Consider the following 25,149-nt stretch of genomic DNA (forward strand, 5'->3'; position numbering starts at 1 on the left):
CGGCCCGGCGCTCGGCCCGGCGCTCCGCCTCGCGCTCGGCCTCGGCCTCGGCGGCCAGCCGGGCGGCGGTGCGGCGGGCGGCCTCCTCGGCCTGCTCCTGCGCGGCGCGCTGCCCGGTCTGCTCGGCGTACTCCAGGGTGGCCTCGGCGGCCAGCACGGCGCCGGGGGTGAAACCGTTGGTGAGCGTGTCCGTCAGCGCGGGCAGCTCCTGGGAGGTCTCGGCGGGGCTCTCGGCCGCCTGGGCGGCGGAGGTGGAGACCGCGACCGTGCCCACGAAACCGGACAGGACCCCGCCGCGGATCAGCCGCGCGTAGCGCGACTCGCGGGGCTTGCGATGTCGCCCGGTGGGTCGGATCAAGGACGGTGACGTCATGGGCATCAGCCGTATCAAGAACGCATAACGCCACTCAACCACGGTGGAATGCGCCACAATGCCCGGCCCGTGGGGGTGCTTTGCGTCGAATGTCCGATGTACGGCGTACGCAGAGGGCTCCGGTGCCGCGGAAGGACGCCCCTGTGTGCTGGTCTGTGTCCGCAATGCCCGGTATCAGGTGTGGCCTAGCACGAAGTGACGCACAGGGCAACGCAAGCTGCCGAGAGCCCGTCAGGGACGTGGTGCACCTCACGCGCCGGGGCGGGTCTGCGGCCGGGGCCCGTCCCGGCCCTCAGGGCCGTCCCAGCTCCCGGGAGATCGCGGCGAGCTGCGCGAGCCGGCGCTCCAGCGTGGGGTGCGAGGAGAACAGCCGGCTGAACGACTGACCGGACAGCGCGGGCGCGAAGAAGAACGCGTTGTACGGCTCGGCCCGGCGCAGGTCCCGGGTCGGAATCCGGGCCATCTGGCCGCTGATCTTGGTCAGCGCCGAGGCCAGCGCCGACGGCTTGCCGGTCAGCAGTGCCCCGCCCCGGTCGGCGGACAGCTCCCGGTACCGGGACAGCAGCCGGGTGAGCAGGAAGCTCAGCACATAGACCAGCATGCTGATCAGCGGGATCAGCAGCACCAGCAGTGCGGCCGGGCCCTGGCTGTTGCGCCCGCCGCGCAGGAAGCCGCTCCACAGCGCCACCCGGGTGATGGTGCCGGCCAGCACCCCCAGGAAGGCGGCGAAGGTCATCACCGCCACATCGCGGTGCGCCACATGCGACAGCTCGTGCGAGAGCACCCCCTCCAGCTCCTCCGGCTCCAGCCGGCGCAGCAGCCCGGTGGTCACGCAGACCAGCGACTTCTCCTGGCTGCGCCCGGTGGCGAAGGCATTGGGCACATCGGTGTCCGCGATCGCCACCCGCGGCTTGGGCATGTCGGCCAGCGCGCACAGCCGGTCCACGGCCGCGTGCAGCTCCGGCGCCTGCTGCGGGGAGACCTCGTGGGCGCCCATGCTGTAGGCGGCGATCCGGTCGCTGAACCAGAACTGGGCGACGAACAGGCCGCCGGTGAACAGCAGGATCAGCGGCCAGGAGTCGCGAAAGGCGACCAGCAGCACCCCCATGAACAGCACATACAGCAGCCCGATCAGGAACATGGTGGTGACCATCCGGCCGGTCAGGCCGCGGTCCGGGGCATAGCGGGTGTGTGCCATGGCGCGAGCCTCCTCCCTTTTGCGACTGTACGCCCGGGAAGCCCGTGATGCGGTGCGACCGGTCCCGGCAGCCGCGCAGTGCTGGCCGCTCAGTGCTGGCCGCTCAGTCCTGGCCGCTCAGTGCTGGCCGCTCAGTGCTGGCCGCTCAGTCCANAGGCCGGGGGCGTCCCAGAGCGGGAACCAGCGGCTCAGGTCCTGCTCCAGCGGCAGCTCGTCCCCCAGCAGGCCGCGCACCTGCAGCTCCAGCGCGTTGTCCCGCCGCTCCCGCCGCTCGCCGGAGCCGCCCGGCACGGGGGCGAAGGGATAGAAGGTGCCGCGCTTGTACAGGTACACCAGGGCCAGCGGGCGGCCCCGCCGGTCCCGGAAACCGGCCAGCGAGCAGAGCAGCTGCGGACCGAAGCCGGCCTCCTGGAGATAGGTGTTGACTGCATGCAGATCGTTGACGAGTGCGGGCAGCTCCTCGGGGGTGTGCCGGGCCAGTACCCAGCCGTAGCCGTAGTCGTCCCGGCTCAGCTCGGCCTCGCTGAGCAGCGCCCCGATCTCCTGCCGCAGCCGCGCGAAGGCACCGCCCTCGGCGGCCGCGAAGCAGACCGAGCCCAGCCCGGTCGGGGCGAATCCCGCGCCCGCCTGAAGTGTCACCGCGGCCGAGGGCAGCGCGAACAGCCGGTCCAGATCCGGCGGGACCGGCCTTTTCCGTCCGAGAATCGCGTCCAGAAAGCCCATCCCCCGCCACATTAGGCCCACCACTGGTCCCAGGCGAGGCGGGCGACCAGCAGCGTCACCACCGTCAGCAGCACGATGCGGATGAACCCGCTGCCGCGCTTGACCGCCATATGCGCGCCGGCCCAGCCGCCCGCCATATTGAACAGTGCCATCAGCGGTGCCAGCTGCCACAGCACCGTGCCGCCCGCCGTGAACACCGCCAGTGCCCCGAGGTTTGTGCCGACGTTCACGACCTTCGCGGTGGCCGACGCGGTCAGCATCGTCATGTGCAGCAGGCTCACCAGAGCGATCACCAGAAAAGTGCCGGTTCCCGGCCCCAGCAGCCCGTCGTAGAAGCCGATTCCGGCCCCGGCCGTCAGCAATGCCGCCGCCTGCCGCCGGCGCCCAGCGGTGCGCCCGCCGGGCACCGTGCCGAAGTCCGGCCGCGCCACCACAAAAACCGCCACGGACAGCAGCAGCACCATGATCAGCGGTTGCAGGAACTCCTTGCTCACCGCGGATGCAAACGCCGCGCCCAGCGCGGCCGAGCCGCAGGCCAGCACCCCGAAGCGGAGCGCCAGCCGCACGTCCACCGGCGACCGGCGGGCGTAGGTGACCGCCGAGACCGCGGTCCCGGCCACCGCGACCGCCTTGTTGGTGCCCAGCGCGTAGGCGGGGGCCGCCTCGGGCAGCCCGATGAGCAGGGCCGGGACCAGCAGCAGCCCGCCGCCGCCCACCACCGCGTCCACCCACCCCGCCATGGCCGCCGCCAGGCAGAGCATCACCACCACGGGTACTGTGAGCTCTGCCACCGTCCTGCCCCCCCGTCCGCCGAACGGCCCTTGCGCTCCGTCCCTACCACGCGCTCATGGCACGAGCAAATGTGCGCGGGACGGTCTCGGCCTGATAACGGAATGGCCTCCGGGCAGGGCCGGCCGGTACCCGGAAGAGACGCCGATATCACCACACGTGAGCGTCCGGGATCTTCGTGTTGATGATCGTCGGAACGTGCTCTTCGGAGCGCCTTCGGGGCCTTTCGGCAGGTGGGGGAGATCACAGAAGGTGAAAGGGGACCCCGTGTCCCAGCTCACAGGAGACCGGGCATAGGATGCCTCACGGGCTTGTGAACTGACTCACATAGCGTCCATAACTAGTCGCCGTCGACTGGAAGGAGCGAAGTGCGGTGAACGCATACGTTCCCATCCTCGTGCTGGGTGCCCTCGGTGCGGCCTTCGCCGTTTTCTCGGTGGTGGCGTCCTCGCTCATCGGGGCCAAGCGCTACAACCGCGCCAAGCTCTCGGCCTACGAGTGCGGCATCGAGCCCACTCCGCAGCCCGCGGGCGGCGGCCGGTTCCCGGTGAAGTACTACCTGACGGCGATGCTCTTCATCGTCTTCGACATCGAGATCGTCTTTCTCTACCCGTGGGCCGTGCACTTCGACGCCCTGGGCACGTTCGGTCTGGTGCAGATGCTGATCTTCGTCGGTCTGATCGGCGTCGCGTACGCCTACGACTGGCGCCGAGGGGGCCTCGAATGGGACTGACCTGACCCCCGCACCCCAGGACTCACCCCCGACCGGCATCCCCCCGGCACGTACCGAGAGAGGTCGTCCCCCATGGGTCTTGAAGAGAAAATCCCCAGCGGCTTCGTGCTGACCACCGTGGAGAAGGCGGCCGGCCTGGCCCGCAAGTCGTCCGTCTTCCCGGCCACCTTCGGCCTCGCCTGCTGCGCCATCGAGATGATGACCACCGGCGCCGGCCGCTACGACCTGGCCCGCTTCGGCATGGAGGTCTTCCGCGGCTCCCCCCGCCAGGCCGATCTGATGATCGTGGCCGGCCGGGTCAGCCAGAAGATGGCCCCCGTGGTCCGCCAGGTCTACGACCAGATGGCCGACCCGAAGTGGGTCATCGCCATGGGCGTCTGCGCCTCCTCCGGAGGCATGTTCAACAACTACGCCATCGTGCAGGGCGTCGACCACATCCTCCCGGTCGACATCTACCTGCCCGGCTGCCCGCCCCGCCCCGAGATGCTCCTCGACGCGATCCTCAAGCTGCACGAGAAGATCAAGGAGGAGAAGCTCGGCGTCAACCGCGAGCGCGCGGCCCGCGAGGCGGAGGAGGCGGCCCGCAAGGCCCTGCCCACCATCGAGATGAAGGGCCTGCTGCGATGAGCGAGAACGTGAACGAGAACACGAGCACAAGCCCGGACACCGGCACCAACTCCAACACCGGGCAGGACCCGAGCGCCGATGCCGCCCCCGCCCGGCGGGAACGCGCCGGCGACGTGATCGCCCAGCGGCACGGCATGTTCGGCGCCGACAACGGCGGCGACACCTCCGGCTACGGCGGGCTGCGCCGCACCGTCCGGCTGCCCGGCAGCTCCCACCGCCCCTACGGCGGCTACTTCGACGAGGTCGCCGACGAACTCGAGGGCGCCCTGGAGGAACAGGGCATCGACCCGGAAGCCGCCATCGAGAAGACGGTGATCGACCGCGGCGAGATGACCCTGCACATCGCCCGCGAACACCTGCTCGCCGTGGCCCGCACGCTGCGCGACGACCCGGCCCTGCGGTTCGAGATGTGCACCGGGGTCAGCGGCGTGCACCTCCCCGCCGACACCGGGCGCGAGCTGCACGCCGTCTACCACCTGCGCTCGCTCACCCACGGCCGGCTCATCCGGCTGGAGGTCAGCGCCCCGGACGCCGACCCGCGCATCCCGTCCGTGGTCTCCGTCTACCCGACCAACGACTGGCACGAGCGGGAGACCTACGACTTCTTCGGCATCGTCTTCGACGGCCACCCCGCCCTGACCCGGATCATGATGCCGGACGACTGGCAGGGCTTCCCGCAGCGCAAGGACTACCCGCTCGGCGGCATCCCCGTCGAGTACAAGGGCGCCCAGATCCCGGCACCCGACCAGCGGAGGTCGTACAGCTGATGTCCACCACCCACCACACCGAGTCCGGGGGCGCCACCCCCGCCGCGACAGCGGTCGCCCGGGAGACCACCGAGGGCACCGTGTACACCGTCACCGGCGGTGACTGGGACGACGTCGCCAAGGCCGCAGCCGCCACCGACGACGAGAAGATCGTCGTCAACATGGGCCCGCAGCACCCCTCCACGCACGGCGTGCTGCGGCTCATCCTGGAGATCGACGGCGAGACCGTCACCGAGGTCCGCTGCGGCATCGGCTACCTGCACACCGGCATCGAGAAGAACCTCGAATACCGGAACTGGACGCAGGGCACCACGTTCGTGACGCGCATGGACTACCTCACGCCGTTCTTCAACGAGGTGGCCTACTGCCTGGGCGTGGAGAAGCTGCTCGGCATCACCGACCAGGTCCCCGACCGCGCCACGGTCATCCGGGTGCTGCTGATGGAGCTCAACCGGATCTCCTCCCACCTGGTGGCCCTCGCCACCGGCGGCATGGAGCTCGGCGCCACCACGATCATGATCTACGGCTTCCGGGACCGTGAACTCTGCCTGGACCTGTTCGAGCTGATCACCGGCCTGCGCATGAACCACGCCTACGTCCGCCCCGGCGGCCTGGCCCAGGACCTGCCGCCCGGCGCCATGGACGCGCTGCGCGACTTCGTGCGCAAGATGGACAAGAACCTCACCGAGTACGACAAGCTCGCCACCCACAACCCGGTCTTCAAGGCCCGGCTGGTGGACGTCGGCTACCTGGACCTGTCCGGCTGCATGGCACTGGGCGCCACCGGCCCCATCCTGCGCGCCACCGGCCTGCCGCACGACCTGCGCAAGACCGACCCCTACTGCGGCTACGAGAACTACGACTTCGAGGTCGCCACCGCCGACAGCTGCGACTCCTACGGCCGCTACCTGATCCGGATCGCCGAGATGCGCGAATCGCTGCGCATCATCGAGCAGTGCCTGGACCGGCTGGAGCCCGGCCCGGTGATGGTCGCCGACAAGAAGATCGCCTGGCCCGCGCAGCTCGCCCTCGGCCCGGACGGCCTGGGCAACTCGCTGGACCACATCAAGAACATCATGGGCACCTCCATGGAGGCCCTGATCCACCACTTCAAGCTGGTCACCGAGGGCTTCCGGGTCCCGCCCGGCCAGGTCTACACCGCCGTGGAGTCCGCCAAGGGCGAGCTCGGGGTGCACATGGTCAGCGACGGCGGCACCCGCCCCTACCGGGTCCACTTCCGGGACCCCTCCTTCACCAACCTGCAGACCGCCGCGGCGATGTGCGAAGGCGGCATGGTCGCCGACGTGATCGTCGCCGTGGCCTCGATCGACCCCGTGATGGGAGGTGTCGACCGGTGAACCAGCCGGAGAACATCCTCGCCGACGCCGCCGCCGCGACGTCCGGCTCCACCTCCGCCGCGGTGACCGAAAGGGTCGCCCTGGGCATGCCGGAGCTCCCGGCCCCGCCCTTCCCGGCCGAGACCCTCGCCCGGCTGGAGCGGGACGCCGCCGAGATCATCGGCCGCTACCCGCACAGCCGCTCCGCCCTGCTCCCGCTGCTGCACCTGGTGCAGGCCGAGGAGGGCTTCGTCTCCCGCACCGGCATGCAGTTCTGCGCCGACCGGCTCGGCCTCACCCTGGCCGAGGTGACCGCGGTCGCCACCTTCTACTCCATGTACCGGCGCAAGCCGGGCGGCGAGTACCACATCGGCGTCTGCACCAACACGCTCTGCGCGGTGATGGGCGGCGACGCCATCTTCGAGGCCCTCCAGGAGCACCTGGGCATCGGCAACGGCGAGACCACCGCCGACGGCAAGGTCACCCTGGAGCACATCGAGTGCAACGCGGCCTGCGACTACGCCCCGGTCATCATGGTCAACTGGGAGTTCTTCGACGACCAGACCATCGAGTCCGCCCGGCAACTGGTCGACGACCTGATCGCCGGCCGCGGCGCCACGCCCACCCGGGGCGCCCCGCTGTGCGGCTTCAAGGCCACCTCCCGCATCCTGGCGGGCTTCCCCGACCGGCGCGAGGGCGCCCTGGAGGCCGGCGGCAGCGGCGGCCACGCCTCCCTGATCGGCCTGCGCCTCGCCAAGGGCGAGACCGCCCCGGAGCGGATCACCGCGCGCCCCGCCGAGCCGGCCCCGCGGGACGTCCCCGTCTACCCGCGCGACGAGGCGCCCGCCGGGCACCCCAGCTCGCACGACGCCCCCCAGCCCAGCGCGGCCTCCGACCCGCAGCACCCCGCGGGCCCGGTCTCCGAGGAGGGTGAGTGATGTCCCCCGACACCCCCGCAGCCAAGACCGTCGCGAGCGCCGGCAAGCTGCTCGAACCGGTCCTCTCCGCCACCTGGGACCAGCCCGAGTCCTGGTCCCTGCGCACCTACCGCGACCACGGCGGCTACGCCGGCCTGCGCACCGCCCTGGCCATGGCACCCGACGACGTCATCGCCTACGTCAAGGAATCCGGGCTGCGCGGACGCGGCGGCGCCGGCTTCCCCACCGGCATGAAGTGGCAGTTCATCCCCCAGGGCGACGACAAGCCGCACTACCTGGTGGTCAACGCGGACGAGTCCGAGCCCGGGACCTGCAAGGACATCCCGCTGCTCTACGCCAACCCGCACGCCCTGATCGAGGGCATCGTCATCGCCTGCCACGCCATCCGCTCCCAGCACGCCTTCATCTACCTGCGCGGCGAAGTGGTGCCGGTGCTGCGCCGGCTGCACGCCGCCGTCGCCGAGGCGTACGCCGCCGGCTACCTCGGCAAGGACGCCCTCGGCCCCGGCAAGGACCTGGAGCTGACCGTGCACGCCGGCGCCGGCGCCTACATCTGCGGGGAGGAGACCGCGCTGCTGGACTCCCTGGAGGGCCGCCGCGGCCAGCCGAGGCTGCGGCCCCCGTTCCCCGCGGTGGCCGGCCTCTACGCCTGCCCCACCGTGGTCAACAACGTGGAGTCCATCGCCTCGGTGCCCGCCATCATGGCCCGCGGCAAGGAATGGTTCCGCTCCATGGGCAGCGAGAAGTCCCCCGGCTTCACGCTCTACTCGCTCTCCGGCCACGTGGCCCGCCCCGGCCAGTACGAGGGCCCGCTGGGCATCACCCTGCGCGAGCTCCTCGAACTCTCCGGCGGTGTCCGCCCCGGCCACCGCCTGAAGTTCTGGACCCCCGGCGGCTCCTCCACCCCGCTGCTCACCGACGAGCACCTGGACGTGCCGCTGGACTACGAGGGCGTGATGGGCGCCGGCTCCATGCTCGGCACCAAGGCCCTGCAGATCTTCGACGAGACCACCTGCGTGGTCCGGGCCGTCACCCGCTGGACCGAGTTCTACGCCCACGAGTCCTGCGGCAAGTGCACCCCCTGCCGGGAGGGCACCTACTGGCTGGTCCAGCTGATGCGGGACATCGAGGCCGGCAAGGGCCTGATGGCCGACCTCGACAAGCTGGCGGACATCGCCGACAACATCAACGGCAAGTCCTTCTGCGCCCTGGGCGACGGCGCGGCCAGCCCGATCTTCTCCTCGCTCAAGTATTTCCGGGACGAGTACGAGCAGCACATCACCGGACGCGGCTGCCCCTTCGACCCCGCCAAGTCGACCGTCTGGGCCGACCGCCCGGCCGGCAAGTCCACCGCGGAGGTGAACGCATGACCGTCACCACGGACGCCAAGAGCCCCACGCCGGGCGACGGCGGCGCAGGGGCGGGCAGGAAGGAGACCCCGCCGCCCGAGCTGGTCACCCTGACCATCGACGGCGTCGAGATCTCGGTGCCCAAGGGCACCCTGGTCATCCGGGCCGCCGAACAGCTCGGCATCGAGGTGCCGCGGTTCTGCGACCACCCCCTGCTGGACCCGGTCGGCGCCTGCCGCCAGTGCATGGTCGAGGTGGAGGGCCAGCGCAAGCCCATGGCCTCCTGCACCATCACCTGCACCGACGGCATGGTGGTGCGCACCCAGCTCACCTCGCCCGGCGCCGCCAAGGCCCAGCACGGCGTGATGGAGCTGCTGCTCATCAACCACCCCCTGGACTGCCCGGTCTGCGACAAGGGCGGCGAATGCCCGCTGCAGAACCAGGCCATGAGCCACGGCAACGCCGAATCCCGCTTCGACGGCAAGAAGCGGACCTTCGACAAGCCCGTCCCGGTCTCGCCCAACGTGCTGCTGGACCGGGAGCGCTGCGTGCTGTGCGCCCGCTGCACCCGGTTCTCCCACCAGATCGCCGGCGACCCGATGATCGAACTCCTGGAACGCGGCGCGCTCCAGCAGGTCGGCACCGGCGCCGGGCAGCCGCTGGAGTCCTACTTCTCCGGCAACACCATCCAGATCTGCCCGGTCGGCGCACTCACCTCCGCCTCCTACCGGTTCCGCGCCCGCCCCTTCGACCTGGTCTCCTCGCCGAGCGTGTGCGAGCACTGCGCGGGCGGCTGCGCCACCCGCACCGACCACCGCCGGGGCAAGGTCATGCGCCGCCTGGCCGGCAACGACCCGGAGGTCAACGAGGAGTGGATGTGCGACAAGGGCCGCTTCGCGTTCCGCTACGCCCAGCTCCCGGACCGGCTCGGCCACCCGCTGGTGCGCAACCCCGGGACCGGTGAACTGGAGCCGGCCAGCTGGCCGGAGGCGCTGCACGCCGCGGCCGAGGGCCTGCGCCGGGCCAGGGACAACGGCGACGGCGCCGCCGTGCTGCCCGGTGGCCGGCTCACCGTCGAGGACGCCTACGCCTACGCCAAGTTCGCCCGGGTGGCGCTCGGCACCAACGACATCGACTTCCGGGCCCGCCCGCACAGCGCCGAGGAGACCGACTTCCTGGCCGCCCACGTGGCCGGGACCGGCCTGCACGGCCTGAACGGCACGGCCGGCACCGGGGTCACCCACCGGGCGCTGGAGAACGCGCCGGCCGTGCTGCTGGCCGGATTCGAGTCCGAGGAGGAGGCACCCGGCGTCTTCCTGCGCCTGCGCAAGGGCAGCCGCAGGCACGGCCTGGAGGTCTTCTCCCTGGCCACCCACACCACCCCCGGCCTGGCCAAGACCAACGGCACCCTGCTGCCGGCCGCGCCCGGCACCGAGCCGGAGTGGCTGGACGCCCTGGCCGCCGGCGAGGGCGGCCCGCTGGGCGACGACGGCCGGCGCGCCGCCGAGGCCCTGCGCCAGGACGGCGCGGTGATCATCGTCGGCGAACGGCTGGCCACCGTGCCCGGCGGCCTGACCGCCGCGGTCGGCCTGGCCGGAGCCACCGGCGCCGCACTGGCCTGGATTCCGCGCCGGGCCGGCGAGCGCGGCGCCGTCGAGGCCGGCGCCCTGCCCGGGCTGCTGCCCGGCGGCCGTCCCGACCACGCCATCCGGGCCCGCGAGGAGGTCGCCGAGGTCTGGGGCGTCAGCGAGCCCGAGCTGCCCGACCGGCCCGGCCGCGACACCTCCCAGATCATCGAGGCCGCGGCGAGCGGACGGCTCGGCGCCCTGGTGGTCGGCGGCGTGCAGACCGCCGACCTGCCCGACCCGCGCCGGGCGCTCGCCGCCCTGGACCGGATGCGGGACGAGGGCTTCCTGGTCAGCCTGGAGCTGCGGCCCAGCGAGGTCACCGCCCGCGCCCACGTGGTGCTGCCGGTCGCCGCCGTGGCCGAGAAGAGCGGCACCTTCCTCAACTGGGAGGGCCGCTACCGTCCGTTCGAGGCGGCCATCAAGCCCGACCAGATGACCCGCCGCCATGTGCAGACCGACACCCGGGCCCTGCACATGCTGGCCGACCACATGGACGTGGCGCTGGGCCTGCCCGACGTCACCGCGGTCCGGCGCGAGCTGGCCGAGCTCGGCGAGTGGACCGGCGACCTGCCGCTCGGACCCACCGGCACCGCCGACACCCCCGCCCTGCCGGAGCCCGGCACCGCGGTGCTGGCCGGCCACCGGATGCTGCTCGACCAGGGCCGGCTCCAGGACGGCGACGAGGCGCTGGCCGCCACCCGGCACGCCGCGCCGGCCCGGCTGTCCGCCGCCACCGCCACGGCGGCGGGGCTGGCCGCGGACGCCGCCGCGGTCACCGTCACCGGCCCGGCCGGGTCCATGACCCTGCCGCTGGAGATCACCGAGATGCCGGACGGCGTGGTCTGGCTGCCGCTGAACTCCACCGGCGGCGGTGTCCACCACGACCTCGGCGCCGTGCCCGGACAGCGGGTCACGCTCGCCGCGGCACCCGCCGTCTCCGGCGAGGCACAGGAGAAGGGAGGCGAGGCCCGATGAGCGGTCTGCTGCACGGCGCAGCGCTGAGCGGTGCGGAGCGCGCGCTGGAGAGCGGCGTCACCGCCGGAGGCACACTGCTGGCCCAGGAGGCCGACCTGTCGATGTTCGGGACCGACCCGTTCTGGCTGGTCCTGCTCAAGGCGGTGGCGGTCTTCGCCTTCATGATGGTCACGGTGCTCATCTCCATCGTGATGGAGCGCAAGGTGATCGCCTGGATGCAGCTCCGCATCGGGCCGAACCGGCACGGCCCCTGGGGCATGCTGCAGTCGCTGGCCGACGGCGTGAAGCTGATGCTCAAGGAAGACGTCGTCGTCAAGGCCGCCGACAAGCCGGTCTACATCCTGGCCCCGGTGCTCGCCGCCATCCCGGCCTTCATGGCCTTCGCGGTGATCCCGTTCGGCCCGGCCGACGACCCCGTCTCCATCTTCGGCACCGAGACCGTGCTGCAGCTCACCGACCTCCCGGTGGCGCTGCTGTACGTGCTGGCCACCTCGGCCATCGCCGGCTACGGCGTGGTGCTGGCCGGCTGGTCCTCCGGCTCCACCTACCCGCTGCTCGGCGGCGTGCGGGCCACCGCCCAGATCATCTCCTACGAGGTGGCCATGGGCCTGTCCTTCGCCGCGGTCTTCCTGCACTCCGGCTCGATGTCCACCTCCGCCATCGTGGCGGGGCAGCACGACCGCTGGTACGTGGCGCTGCTGCCGGTCTCCTTCCTCATCTACATGGTGGCCATGGTCGGCGAGGCGCACCGCGCCCCGTTCGACATGCCGGAGTCCGAGGGCGACCTGGTCGGCGGCTTCAACACCGAGTACTCGTCCATCAAGTTCGCGATGTTCATGCTGAGCGAGTACATCCACATGGTGACCGTCTCGGCGCTGATGGTGACGGTGTTCCTGGGCGGCTGGCGGGCCCCGGTGCCGCTCTCCCTGTGGGAGGGCGCCAACACCGGCTGGTGGCCGATGCTCTGGTTCGTCCTCAAACTGCTCACGGTGATGTTCTTCTTCGTGTGGATCCGGGCCGCCCTGCCCCGGGTCCGCTACGACCAGTTCATGAGCCTGGGCTGGAAGGTGCTCATCCCGGTCGCCCTGGTGTGGCTGATGCTGGTCGCCACCGTCCAGGTCCTGATGGACCAGGGCTGGGGCTTCGTGGACATCCTGTTCTGGGTCGGCGGCGCGGTGCTGATCCTGCTGCTCCTCTCCTACGTCGTCGACATCTTCCGCGACCGCTCGGAGGCGGCGCGGGCCGAGGCCGAGGAGCACACCGCGCGGCGCGGCGGGGGACCGGAGTTCGACCCGATGGCCGGCGGCTATCCGGTGCCGCCCATGCCGGGCCAGAAGCTGCCCCCGGTGCCGCGCCGCCCCTCGCGCCACCCCGGCGGGCAGGCGACCGCAACCGTCACGGCCGACACCCAGGCCGGCGAGGAAGGGAAGGAGGGCGACGATGCCTGAGTTTCACAACCCGGTGGCCGGTTTCGGCGTGACCTTCAAGGCCATGTTCAAGAAGCGGCTCACCGAGCAGTACCCGGAGGAGAAGAAGCCGACCGCGCCGCGCTTCCACGGCCGCCACCAGCTCAACCGGCACCCGGACGGGCTGGAGAAGTGCATCGGCTGCGAGCTGTGCGCCTGGGCCTGCCCGGCCGACGCCATCTACGTGGAGGGCGCGGACAACACCGAGGAGGAGCGCTACTCCCCGGGCGAGCGCTACGGCCGCGTCTACCAGATCAACTACCTGCGCTGCATCCTGTGCGGGCTGTGCGTGGAGGCGTGCCCGACCCGCGCGCTGACCATGACCAACGAGTACGAGCTGGCCGACCGCAGCCGCGAATCCCTGATCTACACCAAGGAGGAGCTGCTGGCCGGGCTGACCGACGGCATGGTCGAGCCGCCGCACGCCATGTACCCCGGCACGGACGAGCAGTCCTACTACCGGGGCGAGGTGACCCGGGCCGCCCCGGACACCGTCCGCCAGGTCGCCCGCTCCAAGGGCGAGACCGGCCCGGGTGAGGGCTCCGGCGGCGAGGCGGGCAGCAGCGAGGCGGGCAGCAGCGAGGCCGAGAGCAACAGCGAGGTCCTCTCATGAGCACTCTGGCAGCCGTCTCCGCGGTCTCCACGCTGGCCGTCGAGACCTCGACCTCCACCGGGGAGGCCGCGCAGTTCTGGATCCTGGCCCCGCTGGCGGTGGCCGGCGGGCTGGGCACCGTCCTGATGAAGCGGGCCGTGCACTCCGCGCTCTGCCTGGCCGGGACCATGGTGCTGCTGGCCCTGTTCTACCTGGCCAACGGCGCCTACTTCCTGGGCGTGGTGCAGATCGTGGTCTACACCGGCGCCGTGATGATGCTCTTCCTGTTCGTGCTGATGCTGGTCGGCGTCAGCCAGGCGGACTCCCTCAAGGAGACCCTGAAGGGCCAGCGGCTGCTGGCCGCGCTCTGCGGGCTGGGCCTGGGCATCCTGCTGATCGCCGGGATCGGCCAGACCTCGGTGCAGACCTTCACCGGTCTGGCCGACGCCAACGCCGGCGGCCACGTCCAGGCCCTGGCCACCCTGCTGTTCACCGAGTACGTGGTCGCCTTCGAGGTGACCGGGGTGCTGCTCACGGTGGCCGCCATGGGCGCCACCCTGCTGACCCACCGGGAGCGCATCGAGCGCTACAAGTCGCAGCGCGAGCAGGCCGAGGAGCGGGTGCGCAAGGAGTGGGTCACCCCGCTGCCCCCGCCCGGCGTCTACGCCCGGCACAACGCCGTGGACATCCCGGCGCTGCTGCCGGACGGCACTCCGTCCGAGGTCAGCGTCAGCGCCACGCTGCGCAACCGCGGGCAGGTCCGCGAGGTGCACGAGCAGGCGCTGGCCGACCTGGCGGCGCTGGAGCAGCGCACCGCCGACTACCAGGGCCGTCCGCCCAGCGTCCCGGCCCGCGCCCGGCGTCCGGAGGACCCGGAGAACGGGGAGCGGGCCCTGGCCAACGGCTCCGCCGAGAGGGAGGACGGACGGTGAGTCCCGAGAACTATCTGTATCTTTCCGCCCTGCTCTTCACCATCGGCGCCTGCGGGGTGCTGATCCGGCGGAACGCCATCGTGGTCTTCATGTGCGTCGAGCTGATGCTCAATGCCGCGAACCTCGCCCTGGTGGCCTTCTCCCGGATGCACGGCAACCTCGACGGCCAGATCGCCGCGTTCTTCGTGATGGTGGTCGCCGCGGCGGAAGTGGTGGTCGGACTGGCGATCATCGTCATGGTCTACCGCTCCCGTCACTCGGCCTCGGTCGACGACGCCAGTCTGATGAAGCTGTAAGGGGTCAATTCCAGTGGAATCTCTGATCGGACTGCTGGTCGCGGCCCCGCTGCTGGGCGCGGCCGTGCTGCTGACCGGGGGACGCCGGCTGGACCGGACCGGGCACTGGCTCGGCACCGGCCTGGCCGCGCTGTCCTTCGTGTTCGCGGCCGTCCTCTTCTTCGACATGCTCGGCAAGGACGCCGAGGAGCGCACGGTCACCTCGCACCTGTTCTCCTGGGTGCCGGTGGAGGGCTTCCAGGCCGATGTGGCCTTCCAGCTCGACCAGCTCTCCATGACCTTCGTCCTGCTGGTCACCAGCGTGGGCTCGCTGATCCACCTCTACTCGGTCGGCTACATGGCGCACGACGAGCGCCGCCGCCGCTTTTTCGGTTATCTCAATCTGTTCATGGGCGCCATGCTGCTGCTGGTGCTCGCCGACAACTACCTGCTGCTGTACGTCGGCTGGGAGGGCGTGGGTCTGGCCTCCTTCCTGCTGATCGGGTTCTGGCAGCACAAGCCCAGCGCGGCCACGGCCGCCAAGAAGGCGTTCATCGTGAACCGGGTCGGCGATGTCGGCCTGGCCATCGCGATCTTCCTGATGTTCACCACGTTCGGTTCGTTCGCCTTCGGCGAGGTGCTCGACGGCACGGTGGCCGCGGGGGCCGGGCAGGCCACGCTCACCGGCATCGGCCTGATGCTGCTGCTGGCCGCCTGCGGCAAGTCCGCCCAGGTGCCGCTGCAGTCCTGGCTCGGGGACGCCATGGAGGGCCCGACCCCGGTCTCCGCCCTGATCCACGCGGCCACCATGGTGACCGCGGGCGTCTATCTGGTGGTCCGCTCGGCCGCGATCTTCAACCTCACCCAGGACGCGCAGCTGGTGGTCACCGTCGTCGGTGCCGCCTCGCTGCTGTTCGGTGCCTTTGTCGCCTGCGCCAAGGACGACATCAAGAAGTCCCTGGCCGGTTCGACGATGTCGCAGATCGGCTACATGATGCTGGCCGCCGGGCTGGGCCCGATCGGCTACGTCTTCGCGATCATGCACCTGGTCACCCACGGCTTCTTCAAGGCCGGCCTGTTCCTCGGCGCCGGCTCGGTGATGCACGCCATGAACGACGAGGTGGACATGCGCCGCTACGGCGGCCTGCGGAGGTACATGCCGGTCACCTTCGTCACCTTCGGGCTGGCGTATCTGGCCATCATCGGCTTCCCCGGCCTGTCCGGCTTCTTCTCCAAGGACGAGATCATCTACGCGGCCTTCGCCAAGGGCGGCACCCAGGGCTGGATTCTGGGCGGGGTCACCCTGCTGGGCGCGGCGCTCACCGCGTACTACATGACCCGCATGATGATCATGACGTTCTTCGGTGAGAAGCGCTGGCAGAAGGACGCCCGGGGCAAGGAACCGCACCCGCACGAGGCACCGCGGGTGATGACCATCCCGATGATCGTGCTGGCCGTCGGCTCGGTGGGCGCGGGCGCGTACTTCTCGCTCGGCGAGCGGTTCGCGCACTGGCTGGAGCCGGTGACCGGGCTCGGGCACGAGGAGGCACCGATCTCGCACGGCATGGTCTCCGTCGCGGCCACCGCGGTGATGCTGATCGGCGTGGCCGGTGCCTGGTTCCAGTACGGCCGGCGCCCGGTGCCGCTGGTCGCCCCGGTGGGCCGCTGGGTCACCCGGGCCGCCCGGCGCGACCTGCTCCAGGACGACGTCAACCACGCGGTGCTGGTCCGGCCCGGCAACTACCTCACCCGCGGCCTGGTCTACGTCGACCACAAGCTGGTGGACGGGGTGGTGAACGGCACCGCCGCGGCGTTCGGCGGCCTGTCCGGCCGCCTGCGGCGGGTACAGAACGGCTATGCCCGCAGCTATGCGGTCTCCATGTTCGGCGGAGCGGCGGTCCTGGTCGCCGTGACGCTGCTGATGCGGGCGGTCTGAAGGGCGGTATGCGCAGATGTCATTTCCCTTGCTGACGGCCACGGCCCTGGCCCCCGCGCTCGGCGCGGTGGCCACCGCCGCCGTGCCGGCCGCCCGGCGGACACTCGCCAAGTGGGTGGCGCTGGCCTTCTCGCTGGCCACCGTGGTGCTGGCGGCGGTCGTCCTGGTCCGGTTCGAACCGGGCGGCGACCGCTACCAGCTCACCGAGTCGCACTCCTGGATCGCCGACTTCGGGGTCCGCTACGAACTCGGCGTGGACGGTATCGCGGTGGCCATGGTGGCGCTGACCGCGGTCATCGTCCCCTTCCTCATCGGCGCCGGATGGAACGACGCCGACCCGGTGGAGGGCGAGGCGCGGGCCGGCCGGCGCTGGCGGCCCACCCAGGGCTTCTTCGCGCTGATCCTGATGGTCGAGGCCATGGTCGTCATGTCCTTCATGGCGACCGATGTGTTCCTCTTCTACATCTTCTTCGAAGCCATGCTGATCCCGCTGTACTTCCTGATCGGCGGCTTCGGGGACCGGGCCGGGGAGCACCCGGAGAGCGAGCAGGCCAAGCAGCGCTCCTACGCGGCGGTCAAGTTCCTGCTCTACAACCTGGCCGGCGGCCTGGTGATGCTGGCCGCGGTGATCGGCCTGTACGTGGTCGCGGCCGACGACCTGGCCGGCGGCGGCACCTTCTCGCTGCAGACCCTGGTGGAGGCCCGCGCCTCCGGTGAGCTGACGTTCGCCGAGTCCACCGAGCGCTGGCTGTTCCTCGGCTTCTTCTTCGCCTTCGCCATCAAGGCGCCGCTGTGGCCCGTGCACACCTGGCTGCCCAACGCCATGGGCGAGTCCACCGCACCGGTGGCGGTGCTGATCACCGCGGTGGTGGACAAGGTCGGCACCTTCGCCATGCTGCGCTTCTGCCTGGGGCTGTTCCCCGAGGCGAGCGTGTGGGCCACCCCGGTGGTGCTGGTGCTGGCGCTGGTGTCCATCGTCTACGGTGCGCTGCTGGCACTCGGCCAGCGGGACATGAAGCGGCTGATCGCGTACGCGTCCATCAGCCACTTCGGCTTCATCATCCTGGGCATCTTCGCGATGACCAGCCAGGGCCAGTCCGGCGCCACCCTCTACATGGTCAACCACGGGGTGGCCACCGCGGCGCTGATGCTGGTGGCCGGCTTCCTCATCTCGCGGCGCGGCTCGCGCCTGATCGGGGACTACGGCGGGGTGCAGAAGAACGCCCCGCTGCTGGCCGGGACCTTCCTGGTGGCCGGCCTGGCCACGCTGTCGCTGCCCGGGACCGGGCCGTTCGTCAGCGAATTCCTGGTGCTGGTCGGCACCTTCAGCCGCTACCCGGTGGCCGGCATCGTCGCCTGCACCGGCATAGTGCTGGCGGCGCTGTACGTGCTGATCCTCTACCAGCGCACCATGACCGGGCCGGTGACCGAGGCGGCCGGGAAGATCCGTGACCTGCGGCCCCGTGAGCTGGCCGTGGTGACGCCGCTGATCGCGCTGCTGATCTTCCTGGGCGTCTTCCCCAAGCCGGTGACCGACATCGTCAACCCGGCGGTGGACCACACGATGTCGGACGTCGGCAAGACCGACCCCGCCCCCGCTGAACTGGAGGCACGCAAGTGAGCAGCTACCTGATGCTGGCGCAGACGGAGCCCGTCTTCCCGGAGATCCAGTGGGTCGCGCTCTCGCCGACGCTGATCGTGCTGGGGGCGGCCACGCTGGGCATCCTGGTCGAGGCGTTCGTCCCCCGGCGGGCCCGGTACCTCACCCAGATGGTGCTCTCGGTGCTGGGCCTGGCCGCGGCCTTCTCCGCGGTGATCGGGCTGGCGGTCAGCGACTACGGCACCAGCGAGGCGCTGGTCGCGGGCGCCGGGGCGATCGCGGTGGACGGTCCGGCGCTGTTCCTCCAGGGCGTGCTGGCCCTGGTGGCGCTGGTGTCGGTGTTCCTGTTCGCCGAGCGGCGGCTGGACCCGGCCGAGCACGGCCGGCCGGTGGACTCCTTCGCCGCCCAGCCGGCCGCGCTGCCCGGCGGCCCGGCCGAGCAGCAGGCGGTCAAGGCCGGGTGGATGACCACGGACGTCTTCCCGCTGCTGCTGTTCGCCACCGGCGGGATGATGATCTTCCCGGCCGCCAATGACCTGCTGGTGCTGTTCATCGCGCTGGAGGTCTTCTCGCTGCCGCTGTACATGCTGTGCGCGCTGGCCCGCCGCCGGCGGCTGCTCAGCCAGGAGGCCGCGGTCAAGTACTTCCTGCTGGGCGCCTTCGCCTCGGCCTTCCTGCTGTTCGGCATCGCGCTGCTGTACGGCTACGCGGGCTCGCTGACCTACGCCCGGATCGCCGCGGTGATCGCCGGCACCCCGCCGGAGCTGGACCCGGCGCTGACCGCCACCATGGGCAACGACGCGCTGCTGCTGATCGGCGGGGCCATGGTGCTGATGGGCCTGCTGTTCAAGGTGGGCGCGGTGCCGTTCCACATGTGGACCCCGGACGTCTACCAGGGCGCGCCGACCCCGGTGACCGGCTTCATGGCGGCGGCGACCAAGGTGGCGGCCTTCGGGGCGCTGCTGCGGCTGCTGTACGTGGTGCTGCCGGGCATGCGCTGGGACTGGGAGCCGGTGCTGTGGGGCGTGGCCATCCTGTCCATGGTGGCCGGCGCGGTCATCGCCATCACCCAGACCGATGTGAAGCGGCTGCTGGCCTACTCCTCGATCGCCCACTCCGGCTTCATCCTGGCCGGTGTGATCGCGGTGTCGCCGGACGGCATCTCCTCGGCGCTGTTCTACCTGGCCGCCTACTCCTTCGTCACGCTGGGCGCCTTCGCCGTGGTGACGCTGGTGCGGGACCCGCAGGGCGAGGCCACCCACCTGTCCAAGTGGGCGGGACTGGGGCGGCGTTCGCCGATACTGGCCGGGACCTTCGCGCTCTTCCTGCTGGCCTTCGCCGGTATCCCGCTGACCTCCGGCTTCGCCGGCAAGTTCGCGGTGTTCCGGGCGGCGGCCGACGCCGGCGCGATGGGCCTGGTGGTGGTCGGTGTGGCGGCCTCGGCGATCGCCGCGTTCTTCTACGTCCGGGTGATCGTGCTGATGTTCTTCAGCGAGCCGCAGACCGGCGGGCCGTCGGTGGTGATCCCCAGCCCGCTGACCGTGTCGGTGGTCGGGCTGGCCGCCGTGGTGACGCTGGTGCTGGGCATCGCGCCGCAGTACTTCCTGGATCTGGCCGGGCAGGCCGGGGTCTTCGTCCAGGAGGCCGCGGCCACCTCCCGGTGAGGCCCGCCCGGCGGATGTGACGCGGCGGTGGCCCGGAACCCCTCGGGGTTCCGGGCCACCGCCCTGTCGTCCGGCGCCTCTGCGGGCGCGGCTCAGTTGCCCTCCAGGCCCTCCAGGCCGCCCTGCAGGCCGCCGATGTCCTCCAGGCCGTCCATGCCCTGGAGCAGGTTCTCCAGGTCCTCGATGTCCTGGCCGAGGTTGACAAAGCTCTCGGAGCCGCCGTCGTCCCAGGTGACGGTGAGCTCGTCGCCGTTGAGCTGCGCCACCCCGACCAGCGGCGTGCTGTCCATGCAGAGCAGTTCCAGGTGGTTCTCGGCGGCGGTGCCGCTGCACACCGCCTGCCCCTCGTCCTTCAGATAGGTGGCCTGGCCGTCCCCGATGATGAGCTGGTTCGGGTTCTCCACCGTCGGGTCGGTGGTCCACCAGCCGTCCAGGCTGCCGCCGCCGGTGCCGCCCGGGTCGCCGCCGGTGTCCCCGCCGGTGTCGCCGCCGGTGTCCCCGGTCTCCCCGGTGTCGCCGCCCGAGGCGTCCTCACCGCCCGCCGCGCCGCCGCTGCTGCTTCCGCCGGTGTCCCCGGCGTTGTTGTCGTCGCCGTCGCTGCCGCATGCGCCCAGCAGCAGAACTCCCGCCGCGGCCAGCGCAACGGGGCCGGCGAGCCGTACTGACCTACGCATAGTTCCCCTCTAGGTCCGGATCTTCCGCTCACGCTACCGTCCCGGTGTGCCGGTCCGGCGGGCCGGTTCCCCGTTCGGCACACCGTCGCGGCGGCCGGCCGCGGGCTCCGCCCGGTTCAGCCGCCGGGCTGCCCCGGGTCCAGGCCCTCCAGCCGCTGGAGCTGCTCCAGCAGTCCGGCGTCCAGGCCGTCCAGGTCCAGGCCCTCCAGCCCTTCCAGACCCTCCAGCCCTTCCAGGCCGAGTTCCTCCAGCGGAATGCCGCCGAGGTCGGTGCCGGCGCCGGCGACCCGGGTGTACTGCTGCTCGCCGGCCGACTCCCAGGCCACGGTGAGGGAACCGCCCGCCATGGTGGCCTCCCCGGTGTCCGGGGAGCCGTCCCCGCCGCACCGCACGGTGAGGGCGGTCCGGCCGGCCGCCTCGGCGGTGGCGCCCAGGCACACCTCGCCGCCGTCGAAGCGGCTCACGGTGCCGCCCGAGATCTGGAGCAGCACCCCGCTGCCCGTGGTCTCGGCGACCCAGACGCCGTCCAGCGCCGCGGTGCCGGCCGGTTCCTCCTCCGGGCTCTCCTCGGCGGAGGGCTCCTTGCCGTCCCCGGTCCCGCCGTCCCCGTCCTTGCCCCCGTCGCCGCCGCTGGAGCAGCCGGCGACCGGCAGCACCACGGCCGCGGCCACCGCGGCCCAGGCCACGGCCCTCATCCCGCGCATCGCATCCCCTTCGTCGTCACCCGCCGCCCCTCGCGGGCGCCGGTCGCACGCGTCCCTGGGATCAGGACGTGCGGGGAGTACGTGCCGGTTCCACCCGTCCGGTGACCTCGCCCAGCCCGATGCGCCGCCCGCCCCCGCCGGGCGCGGGCGCCCAGGCGGTCAGCGTCACCTCGTCGCCGTCCTCCAGATAGACCCGCCCGGTGCCGTCCGGCAGCCGGACCGGGTCCCGGCCGCCCCAGGTCATCTCCAGCAGGCAGCCCCGCTGGTCCGGTTCCGGGCCGCTGACCGTGCCGGAGGCGAAGAGGTCGCCGGTGCGCAGCGAGGCGCCGTTGACGGTGAGGTGGGCGAGCTGCTGGGCGGCCGTCCAGTACATGGCGGCGAACGGCGGCCCGGACAGCAGCTGCCCGTTCAGCCGCACTTCCAGCCGCAGATCCAGCCCCCAGTGCGGGCCGTCGCCGTCGTCGAGGTAGGGCAGCAGCGGGTGGCTGCGCGGCGGCGGGGCGGTGCGGGCGGCGTCCAGCGCCTCCAGCGGGGTCACCCAGGCCGAGACCGAGGTGGCGAAGGACTTGCCCAGGAACGGGCCGAGCGGCCGGTACTCCCACGCCTGCAGATCCCGCGCGGACCAGTCGTTGAGCAGGCAGACACCGAAGATGTGGTCCGCGGCGGCGCTCATCGGCACCGGCTCGCCCAGCGGGCTGGGGGTGCCCACCACGAACCCGACCTCGGCCTCGATGTCCAGCCGCCGGGAGGGGCCGAAGCCGGGCGCGGCGGCGTCCGGGGCCTGGTGCTGGCCGTGCGGGCGGACCACCGGTGTGCCGGACACCACCACCGTGCCGGACCGTCCGTGGTAGCCGATCGGCAGGTGCTTCCAGTTGGGGGTCAGCGGTTCGGCGTCCGGCCGGAAGATCCGGCCCACGGTGACGGCGTGGTGCTCGCTGGAGTAGAAGTCCACATAGTCCGCCACCTCGAACGGCAGATGCAGGGTGAGCGGGCGGTCCGGGTCGTCCAGCGGCAGCAGCAGGCCGCGGCCGGCCAGCAGGCTCACCGTGTCCGGGTCGGTGAGCCAGGAGCGCAGCCGCGCCCGCACCTCGGTCCACACCGGGCGTCCGGCGGCCATCAGCGGGTTCAGCACGGGCGCGGAGAGCAGGGCGGTGTGCGGGCTGCCCACGGCAGCCGCGGCGCCGCCCAGATCCAGTACACGGTTGCCGTAGCGGACGCCGATCCGGCGCCGGGCGGGTTCGCCGGCGGTGGAGAAAACGCCGTAGGGGAGGTTGTCCGGCCCGAAGAGATCGTCCTCGGTCACCACCGGCACCTCGTTCATGCTGGTCTCAGACATGCCCGACACCCTAGACCGGTGCCGCACCGGCGCGGCGGACCGTACCCGTCCTCCGGCCCCCGCCACGCGGTATCCGCCGGTGGTGATCGACTTTCGACGGGATACCCTTCGATGGTCAGTGCACCTCGGAGAAGGAGTAGCGGTCGTGACCGTCGTGGGGCCCTTCGGGGTGACCGTGCGGGACCAGGCCCTGGAGACGGACATCAGGGCCGGACTTGCGGCTGTCGAGGCGGGACTCGTCGAGGCCACCAAGAGCGATGTCCCGTTTCTGACCGAGGCGGCCCAGCACCTGGTGCGGGCCGGGGGCAAGAGGTTCCGGCCGCTGCTGGTGATGCTGGCGGCGCAGTTCGGTGATCCGCACGCGCCGGGCGTGGTGCCGGCGGCGGTCACCGTGGAGCTGACCCATCTGGCGACCCTCTACCACGACGACGTGATGGACGAGGCGGACGTGCGGCGCGGGGTGTCCAGCGCCAATGCCCGCTGGGACAACTCGGTGGCCGTGCTCACCGGCGATTTCCTGTTCGCCCGCGCCTCCTCCGTCGTGGCGGAGCTGGGGCCGGAGGCGGTGCGCATCCAGGCGGAGGCGTTCGAGCGGCTGGTCACCGGGCAGATCCTGGAGACCGCGGGGCCCCGCCCGGGCGACGATCCGGTGGCCCACTACCTGGAGGTGGTGGCGGGCAAGACGGGCTCGCTGATCGCCGTCTCCGGGCGGTTCGGGGCCCTGCTGTCCGGGGCCGACGAGCGGACCGTCCACCTGCTGACCCAGTTCGGCGAGCGGATCGGGGTCGCGTTCCAACTGGCCGACGACGTGCTGGACATCGCCGGCGACGGCGACGTGTCGGGCAAGACGCCGGGCACGGATCTGCGGGAGGGCATCGCCACCCTGCCGGTGCTGCGGCTGCGGGAGCGGATCGCCCGGCACGGCGGCGGCACGGCGGACGACGTGGCCCTGCTGAACCTGCTGGACGGCGATCTGACGGACGAGGGGCGGCGCACCGAGGCGCTGGCCGGGCTGCGGGCCCACCCGGTGCTCCAGGAGGCACGGGCGGACGCGCTGGAGTACGCGGCGCGGGCGCGGGAGCTGCTCACCCCGCTGCCGGAGTGCCCGGCGCGGGCGGCGCTGGCCGCCCTGTGCGACAACGTCGCCGACCGCACGAGCTGAGCGGCGCGCCCGCCGCCCCGTCCCGCGGTGGGCCCGCTGCCCGCCCGGCTCCCCACCGGGGTTCCCCTAAGGGACCGGGGCCCCGCCCCGGCCTCCGGTTCATCCCCCCGGAGGACGTGGACGGGCCCTGCGGCTGATGCCTCCGGTACCCGCCGTCCGGTGAAATCGTGAGTGTCCGGGGGACGGGCCGAGGAAGCTCGACGAGGCTCACTGAGCAGAGCGGATGGGGATGGACATGGCAGTGAACGAAAAGCTCCGCCGGGTACTGGTGCCGGCCGCGGTGGTCACCGGCGTGGTGGCGGCCGGGGCGGGGCTCTACCCGGCGCTGGCCAGCGACGGCAGCCCTGATCTGCCCGAAGTCACCGCCGAGGAACTGATCGTCCGGATCGCGGAGTCGGACACCCAGGAGCTGTCCGGCACGGTGCGGGTGCGGACCGCCTTCGAGATTCCCGGGCTGGAGGAGATGGCCCGCTCCTTCGGCGGCAGCGAGGCCGGGCGGCTGGCCGCCCTGGCCAGCGGCAGCAGCACGGTGCGGGTGGCGGTGGACGGGCCGGAGCGGCAGCGCCTGGAACTGGGCAGCGGCTCCGAGGAGTTCACCGTGATCCACAACCGGGACGACCTGTGGGTCTACGACGCCGCCGGGAACACCGTGTACCACTCGGCCGTGCCGGAGCACCCGGAGGGGAAGACCGGGGCCGAGGCGGAGGAGTGGGACCCGTCCGCCGGGCTGACCCCGCAGGAGATGGCCGAGCGGGTGCTGGCCGAGACCGAGGGCACCGCGGAGCTGACCGTGCAGGGCACCGGCCGGGTGGCCGGGCAGGACGTCTACCAGCTGCTGGTGGAGCCTGCCGGTGACCGGGGGGACGCCGGACTGCTGTCGGTGGAATCGGTCCGCATCTCGGTGGACGCCGAGACCGGGCTGCCGCTCGCGGTGACGGTGAACAGCCCGGAGCGGCAGCTGCTGGACGTGGCGTTCTCACAGATCAGCTACGACAAGCCGGCCGGCGGCACCTTCGAGTTCACCCCGCCGAAGGGGGCCGAGGTGATCGAGATCAACCCCGACGCGCCGTTCGAGAGTCTCCTCGGGAGCGGCTTCGGCCCGGAACTCTTCGAGCACTGAGCGCGAACGCCGGGCCTCGAACGCCGGGCCCCGGACACCCGGCGCCGGGCACCCGGCGCCGGACGCCGGGTCTCGAATGCCGAGCCCGGCACCGGCACCTTTCCGTGCCCCTCGTCCGTTCCCTTTCCGGACGGGACCCGTGCCCCCGGCTCTTCCCCTCGCCGGGAGCCGGGTCCCGTTCCTCCGCCGGTGCGTCACCGGCGGGCGCCGACCGCGGGCGGGGCGGTGCCGGCGCCCGCGCCGTCCGGCCG

22 protein-coding genes and 1 pseudogene are annotated in these 25,149 nt (G+C 72.0%); 16 read left to right on the forward strand and 7 right to left on the reverse strand.

The features are described 5' to 3' along the window. The 4 genes and pseudogenes from GQS09_RS16040 to GQS09_RS16055 form a co-directional block, all read right to left on the reverse strand. A pseudogene (locus GQS09_RS16040) lies at positions 1–358 on the reverse strand (hypothetical protein); the annotation flags it as partial. Between the two features lie 307 nt (positions 359–665). Continuing rightward, a complete protein-coding gene (gene htpX, locus GQS09_RS16045; protein WP_165986764.1) occupies positions 666–1,571 on the reverse strand; it encodes a zinc metalloprotease HtpX in 906 nt (301 codons plus the stop codon). Positions 1,572–1,688: 117 nt separating this feature from the next. Further along, on the reverse strand, positions 1,689–2,294 hold the full coding sequence (locus GQS09_RS16050) for a PspA-associated protein PspAB (protein WP_165986765.1): 606 nt from the start codon (positions 2,292–2,294) through the stop codon (positions 1,689–1,691). 11 nt (positions 2,295–2,305) lie between these two features. Beyond that, complete coding sequence (locus GQS09_RS16055; protein WP_165986766.1) at positions 2,306–3,085, reverse strand: TSUP family transporter; 780 nt, start codon at positions 3,083–3,085, stop codon at positions 2,306–2,308. 371 nt (positions 3,086–3,456) lie between these two features. On the opposite strand from GQS09_RS16055, the gene GQS09_RS16060 reads away from it, so the two are divergent. The 14 genes from GQS09_RS16060 (at position 3,457) to nuoN (ending at position 19,902) form a co-directional block, all read left to right on the forward strand. Then, positions 3,457–3,816 (forward strand): NADH-quinone oxidoreductase subunit A, encoded by a 360-nt coding sequence (locus tag GQS09_RS16060; RefSeq protein ID WP_165986767.1) that lies wholly within the window; start codon positions 3,457–3,459, stop codon positions 3,814–3,816. Positions 3,817–3,888: 72 nt separating this feature from the next. After that, complete coding sequence (locus GQS09_RS16065; protein WP_165986768.1) at positions 3,889–4,443, forward strand: NADH-quinone oxidoreductase subunit B family protein; 555 nt, start codon at positions 3,889–3,891, stop codon at positions 4,441–4,443. Further along, the gene (locus GQS09_RS16070; RefSeq protein ID WP_165986769.1) at positions 4,440–5,210 is read left to right on the forward strand and encodes an NADH-quinone oxidoreductase subunit C; all 771 of its coding nucleotides are present in this window, start codon (positions 4,440–4,442) and stop codon (positions 5,208–5,210) included. Before GQS09_RS16065 ends, GQS09_RS16070 begins: the two co-directional genes overlap by 4 nt. Next, positions 5,210–6,568 (forward strand): NADH-quinone oxidoreductase subunit D, encoded by a 1,359-nt coding sequence (locus GQS09_RS16075; RefSeq protein WP_165986770.1) that lies wholly within the window; start codon positions 5,210–5,212, stop codon positions 6,566–6,568. The genes GQS09_RS16070 and GQS09_RS16075 overlap by 1 nt, the downstream gene beginning before the upstream one ends. 86 nt (positions 6,569–6,654) lie before the next feature. Next, positions 6,655–7,485, forward strand: coding sequence for an NADH-quinone oxidoreductase subunit NuoE (gene nuoE / locus GQS09_RS16080; protein ID WP_165986783.1), 831 nt, complete (start codon positions 6,655–6,657; stop codon positions 7,483–7,485). Further along, on the forward strand, positions 7,485–8,855 hold the full coding sequence (nuoF, locus tag GQS09_RS16085; RefSeq protein ID WP_165986771.1) for an NADH-quinone oxidoreductase subunit NuoF: 1,371 nt from the start codon (positions 7,485–7,487) through the stop codon (positions 8,853–8,855). The genes nuoE and nuoF overlap by 1 nt, the downstream gene beginning before the upstream one ends. Further along, entirely contained in the window at positions 8,852–11,437 is a 2,586-nt protein-coding gene (locus tag GQS09_RS16090) for an NADH-quinone oxidoreductase subunit G (protein WP_165986772.1), read from the forward strand. The genes nuoF and GQS09_RS16090 overlap by 4 nt, the downstream gene beginning before the upstream one ends. Before the next feature lie 101 nt (positions 11,438–11,538). Next, positions 11,539–12,885: an NADH-quinone oxidoreductase subunit NuoH gene (gene nuoH, locus GQS09_RS16095; protein WP_243761461.1), complete on the forward strand. Its 1,347-nt coding sequence runs from the start codon at positions 11,539–11,541 to the stop codon at positions 12,883–12,885. Next, on the forward strand, positions 12,878–13,516 hold the full coding sequence (gene nuoI, locus GQS09_RS16100) for an NADH-quinone oxidoreductase subunit NuoI (protein ID WP_165986774.1): 639 nt from the start codon (positions 12,878–12,880) through the stop codon (positions 13,514–13,516). The genes nuoH and nuoI overlap by 8 nt, the downstream gene beginning before the upstream one ends. Continuing rightward, entirely contained in the window at positions 13,513–14,427 is a 915-nt protein-coding gene (locus tag GQS09_RS16105; protein ID WP_165986775.1) for an NADH-quinone oxidoreductase subunit J, read from the forward strand. Before nuoI ends, GQS09_RS16105 begins: the two co-directional genes overlap by 4 nt. Beyond that, entirely contained in the window at positions 14,424–14,723 is a 300-nt protein-coding gene (nuoK, locus tag GQS09_RS16110; RefSeq protein ID WP_165986776.1) for an NADH-quinone oxidoreductase subunit NuoK, read from the forward strand. The genes GQS09_RS16105 and nuoK overlap by 4 nt, the downstream gene beginning before the upstream one ends. A gap of 13 nt (positions 14,724–14,736) precedes the next feature. After that, positions 14,737–16,638 (forward strand): NADH-quinone oxidoreductase subunit L, encoded by a 1,902-nt coding sequence (gene nuoL, locus GQS09_RS16115; RefSeq protein ID WP_165986777.1) that lies wholly within the window; start codon positions 14,737–14,739, stop codon positions 16,636–16,638. Positions 16,639–16,654: 16 nt separating this feature from the next. Further along, positions 16,655–18,259 carry an NADH-quinone oxidoreductase subunit M gene (locus tag GQS09_RS16120; protein ID WP_165986778.1) on the forward strand — a complete coding sequence of 535 codons (1,605 nt, stop codon included), beginning with the start codon at positions 16,655–16,657 and terminating at the stop codon, positions 18,257–18,259. Between the two features lie 11 nt (positions 18,260–18,270). Beyond that, entirely contained in the window at positions 18,271–19,902 is a 1,632-nt protein-coding gene (gene nuoN, locus GQS09_RS16125) for an NADH-quinone oxidoreductase subunit NuoN (protein WP_165986784.1), read from the forward strand. Between the two features lie 92 nt (positions 19,903–19,994). Here nuoN and GQS09_RS16130 read toward each other — a convergent pair whose 3' ends face one another. The 3 genes from GQS09_RS16130 to fahA form a co-directional block, all read right to left on the reverse strand. After that, the gene (locus GQS09_RS16130; RefSeq protein ID WP_165986763.1) at positions 19,995–20,576 is read right to left on the reverse strand and encodes a hypothetical protein; all 582 of its coding nucleotides are present in this window, start codon (positions 20,574–20,576) and stop codon (positions 19,995–19,997) included. Between the two features lie 116 nt (positions 20,577–20,692). Next, positions 20,693–21,280, reverse strand: a complete 588-nt coding sequence (locus GQS09_RS16135; protein ID WP_165986779.1) for a hypothetical protein — start codon at positions 21,278–21,280, stop codon at positions 20,693–20,695. A gap of 61 nt (positions 21,281–21,341) precedes the next feature. Then, positions 21,342–22,616 carry a fumarylacetoacetase gene (fahA, locus tag GQS09_RS16140; protein ID WP_165986780.1) on the reverse strand — a complete coding sequence of 425 codons (1,275 nt, stop codon included), beginning with the start codon at positions 22,614–22,616 and terminating at the stop codon, positions 21,342–21,344. A 145-nt stretch (positions 22,617–22,761) separates the two neighbouring features. Between fahA and GQS09_RS16145 the strand changes: the two genes are divergently transcribed. Further along, entirely contained in the window at positions 22,762–23,778 is a 1,017-nt protein-coding gene (locus tag GQS09_RS16145; protein WP_165986781.1) for a polyprenyl synthetase family protein, read from the forward strand. 235 nt (positions 23,779–24,013) lie between these two features. Beyond that, positions 24,014–24,898, forward strand: a complete 885-nt coding sequence (locus GQS09_RS16150; RefSeq protein WP_165986782.1) for a hypothetical protein — start codon at positions 24,014–24,016, stop codon at positions 24,896–24,898. The last annotated feature ends 251 nt before the right edge of the window (positions 24,899–25,149 follow it).

The sequence above is a fragment of the Streptomyces sp. YIM 98790 genome, assembly GCF_011421595.1.
Lineage (GTDB): Bacteria > Actinomycetota > Actinomycetes > Streptomycetales > Streptomycetaceae > Streptomyces.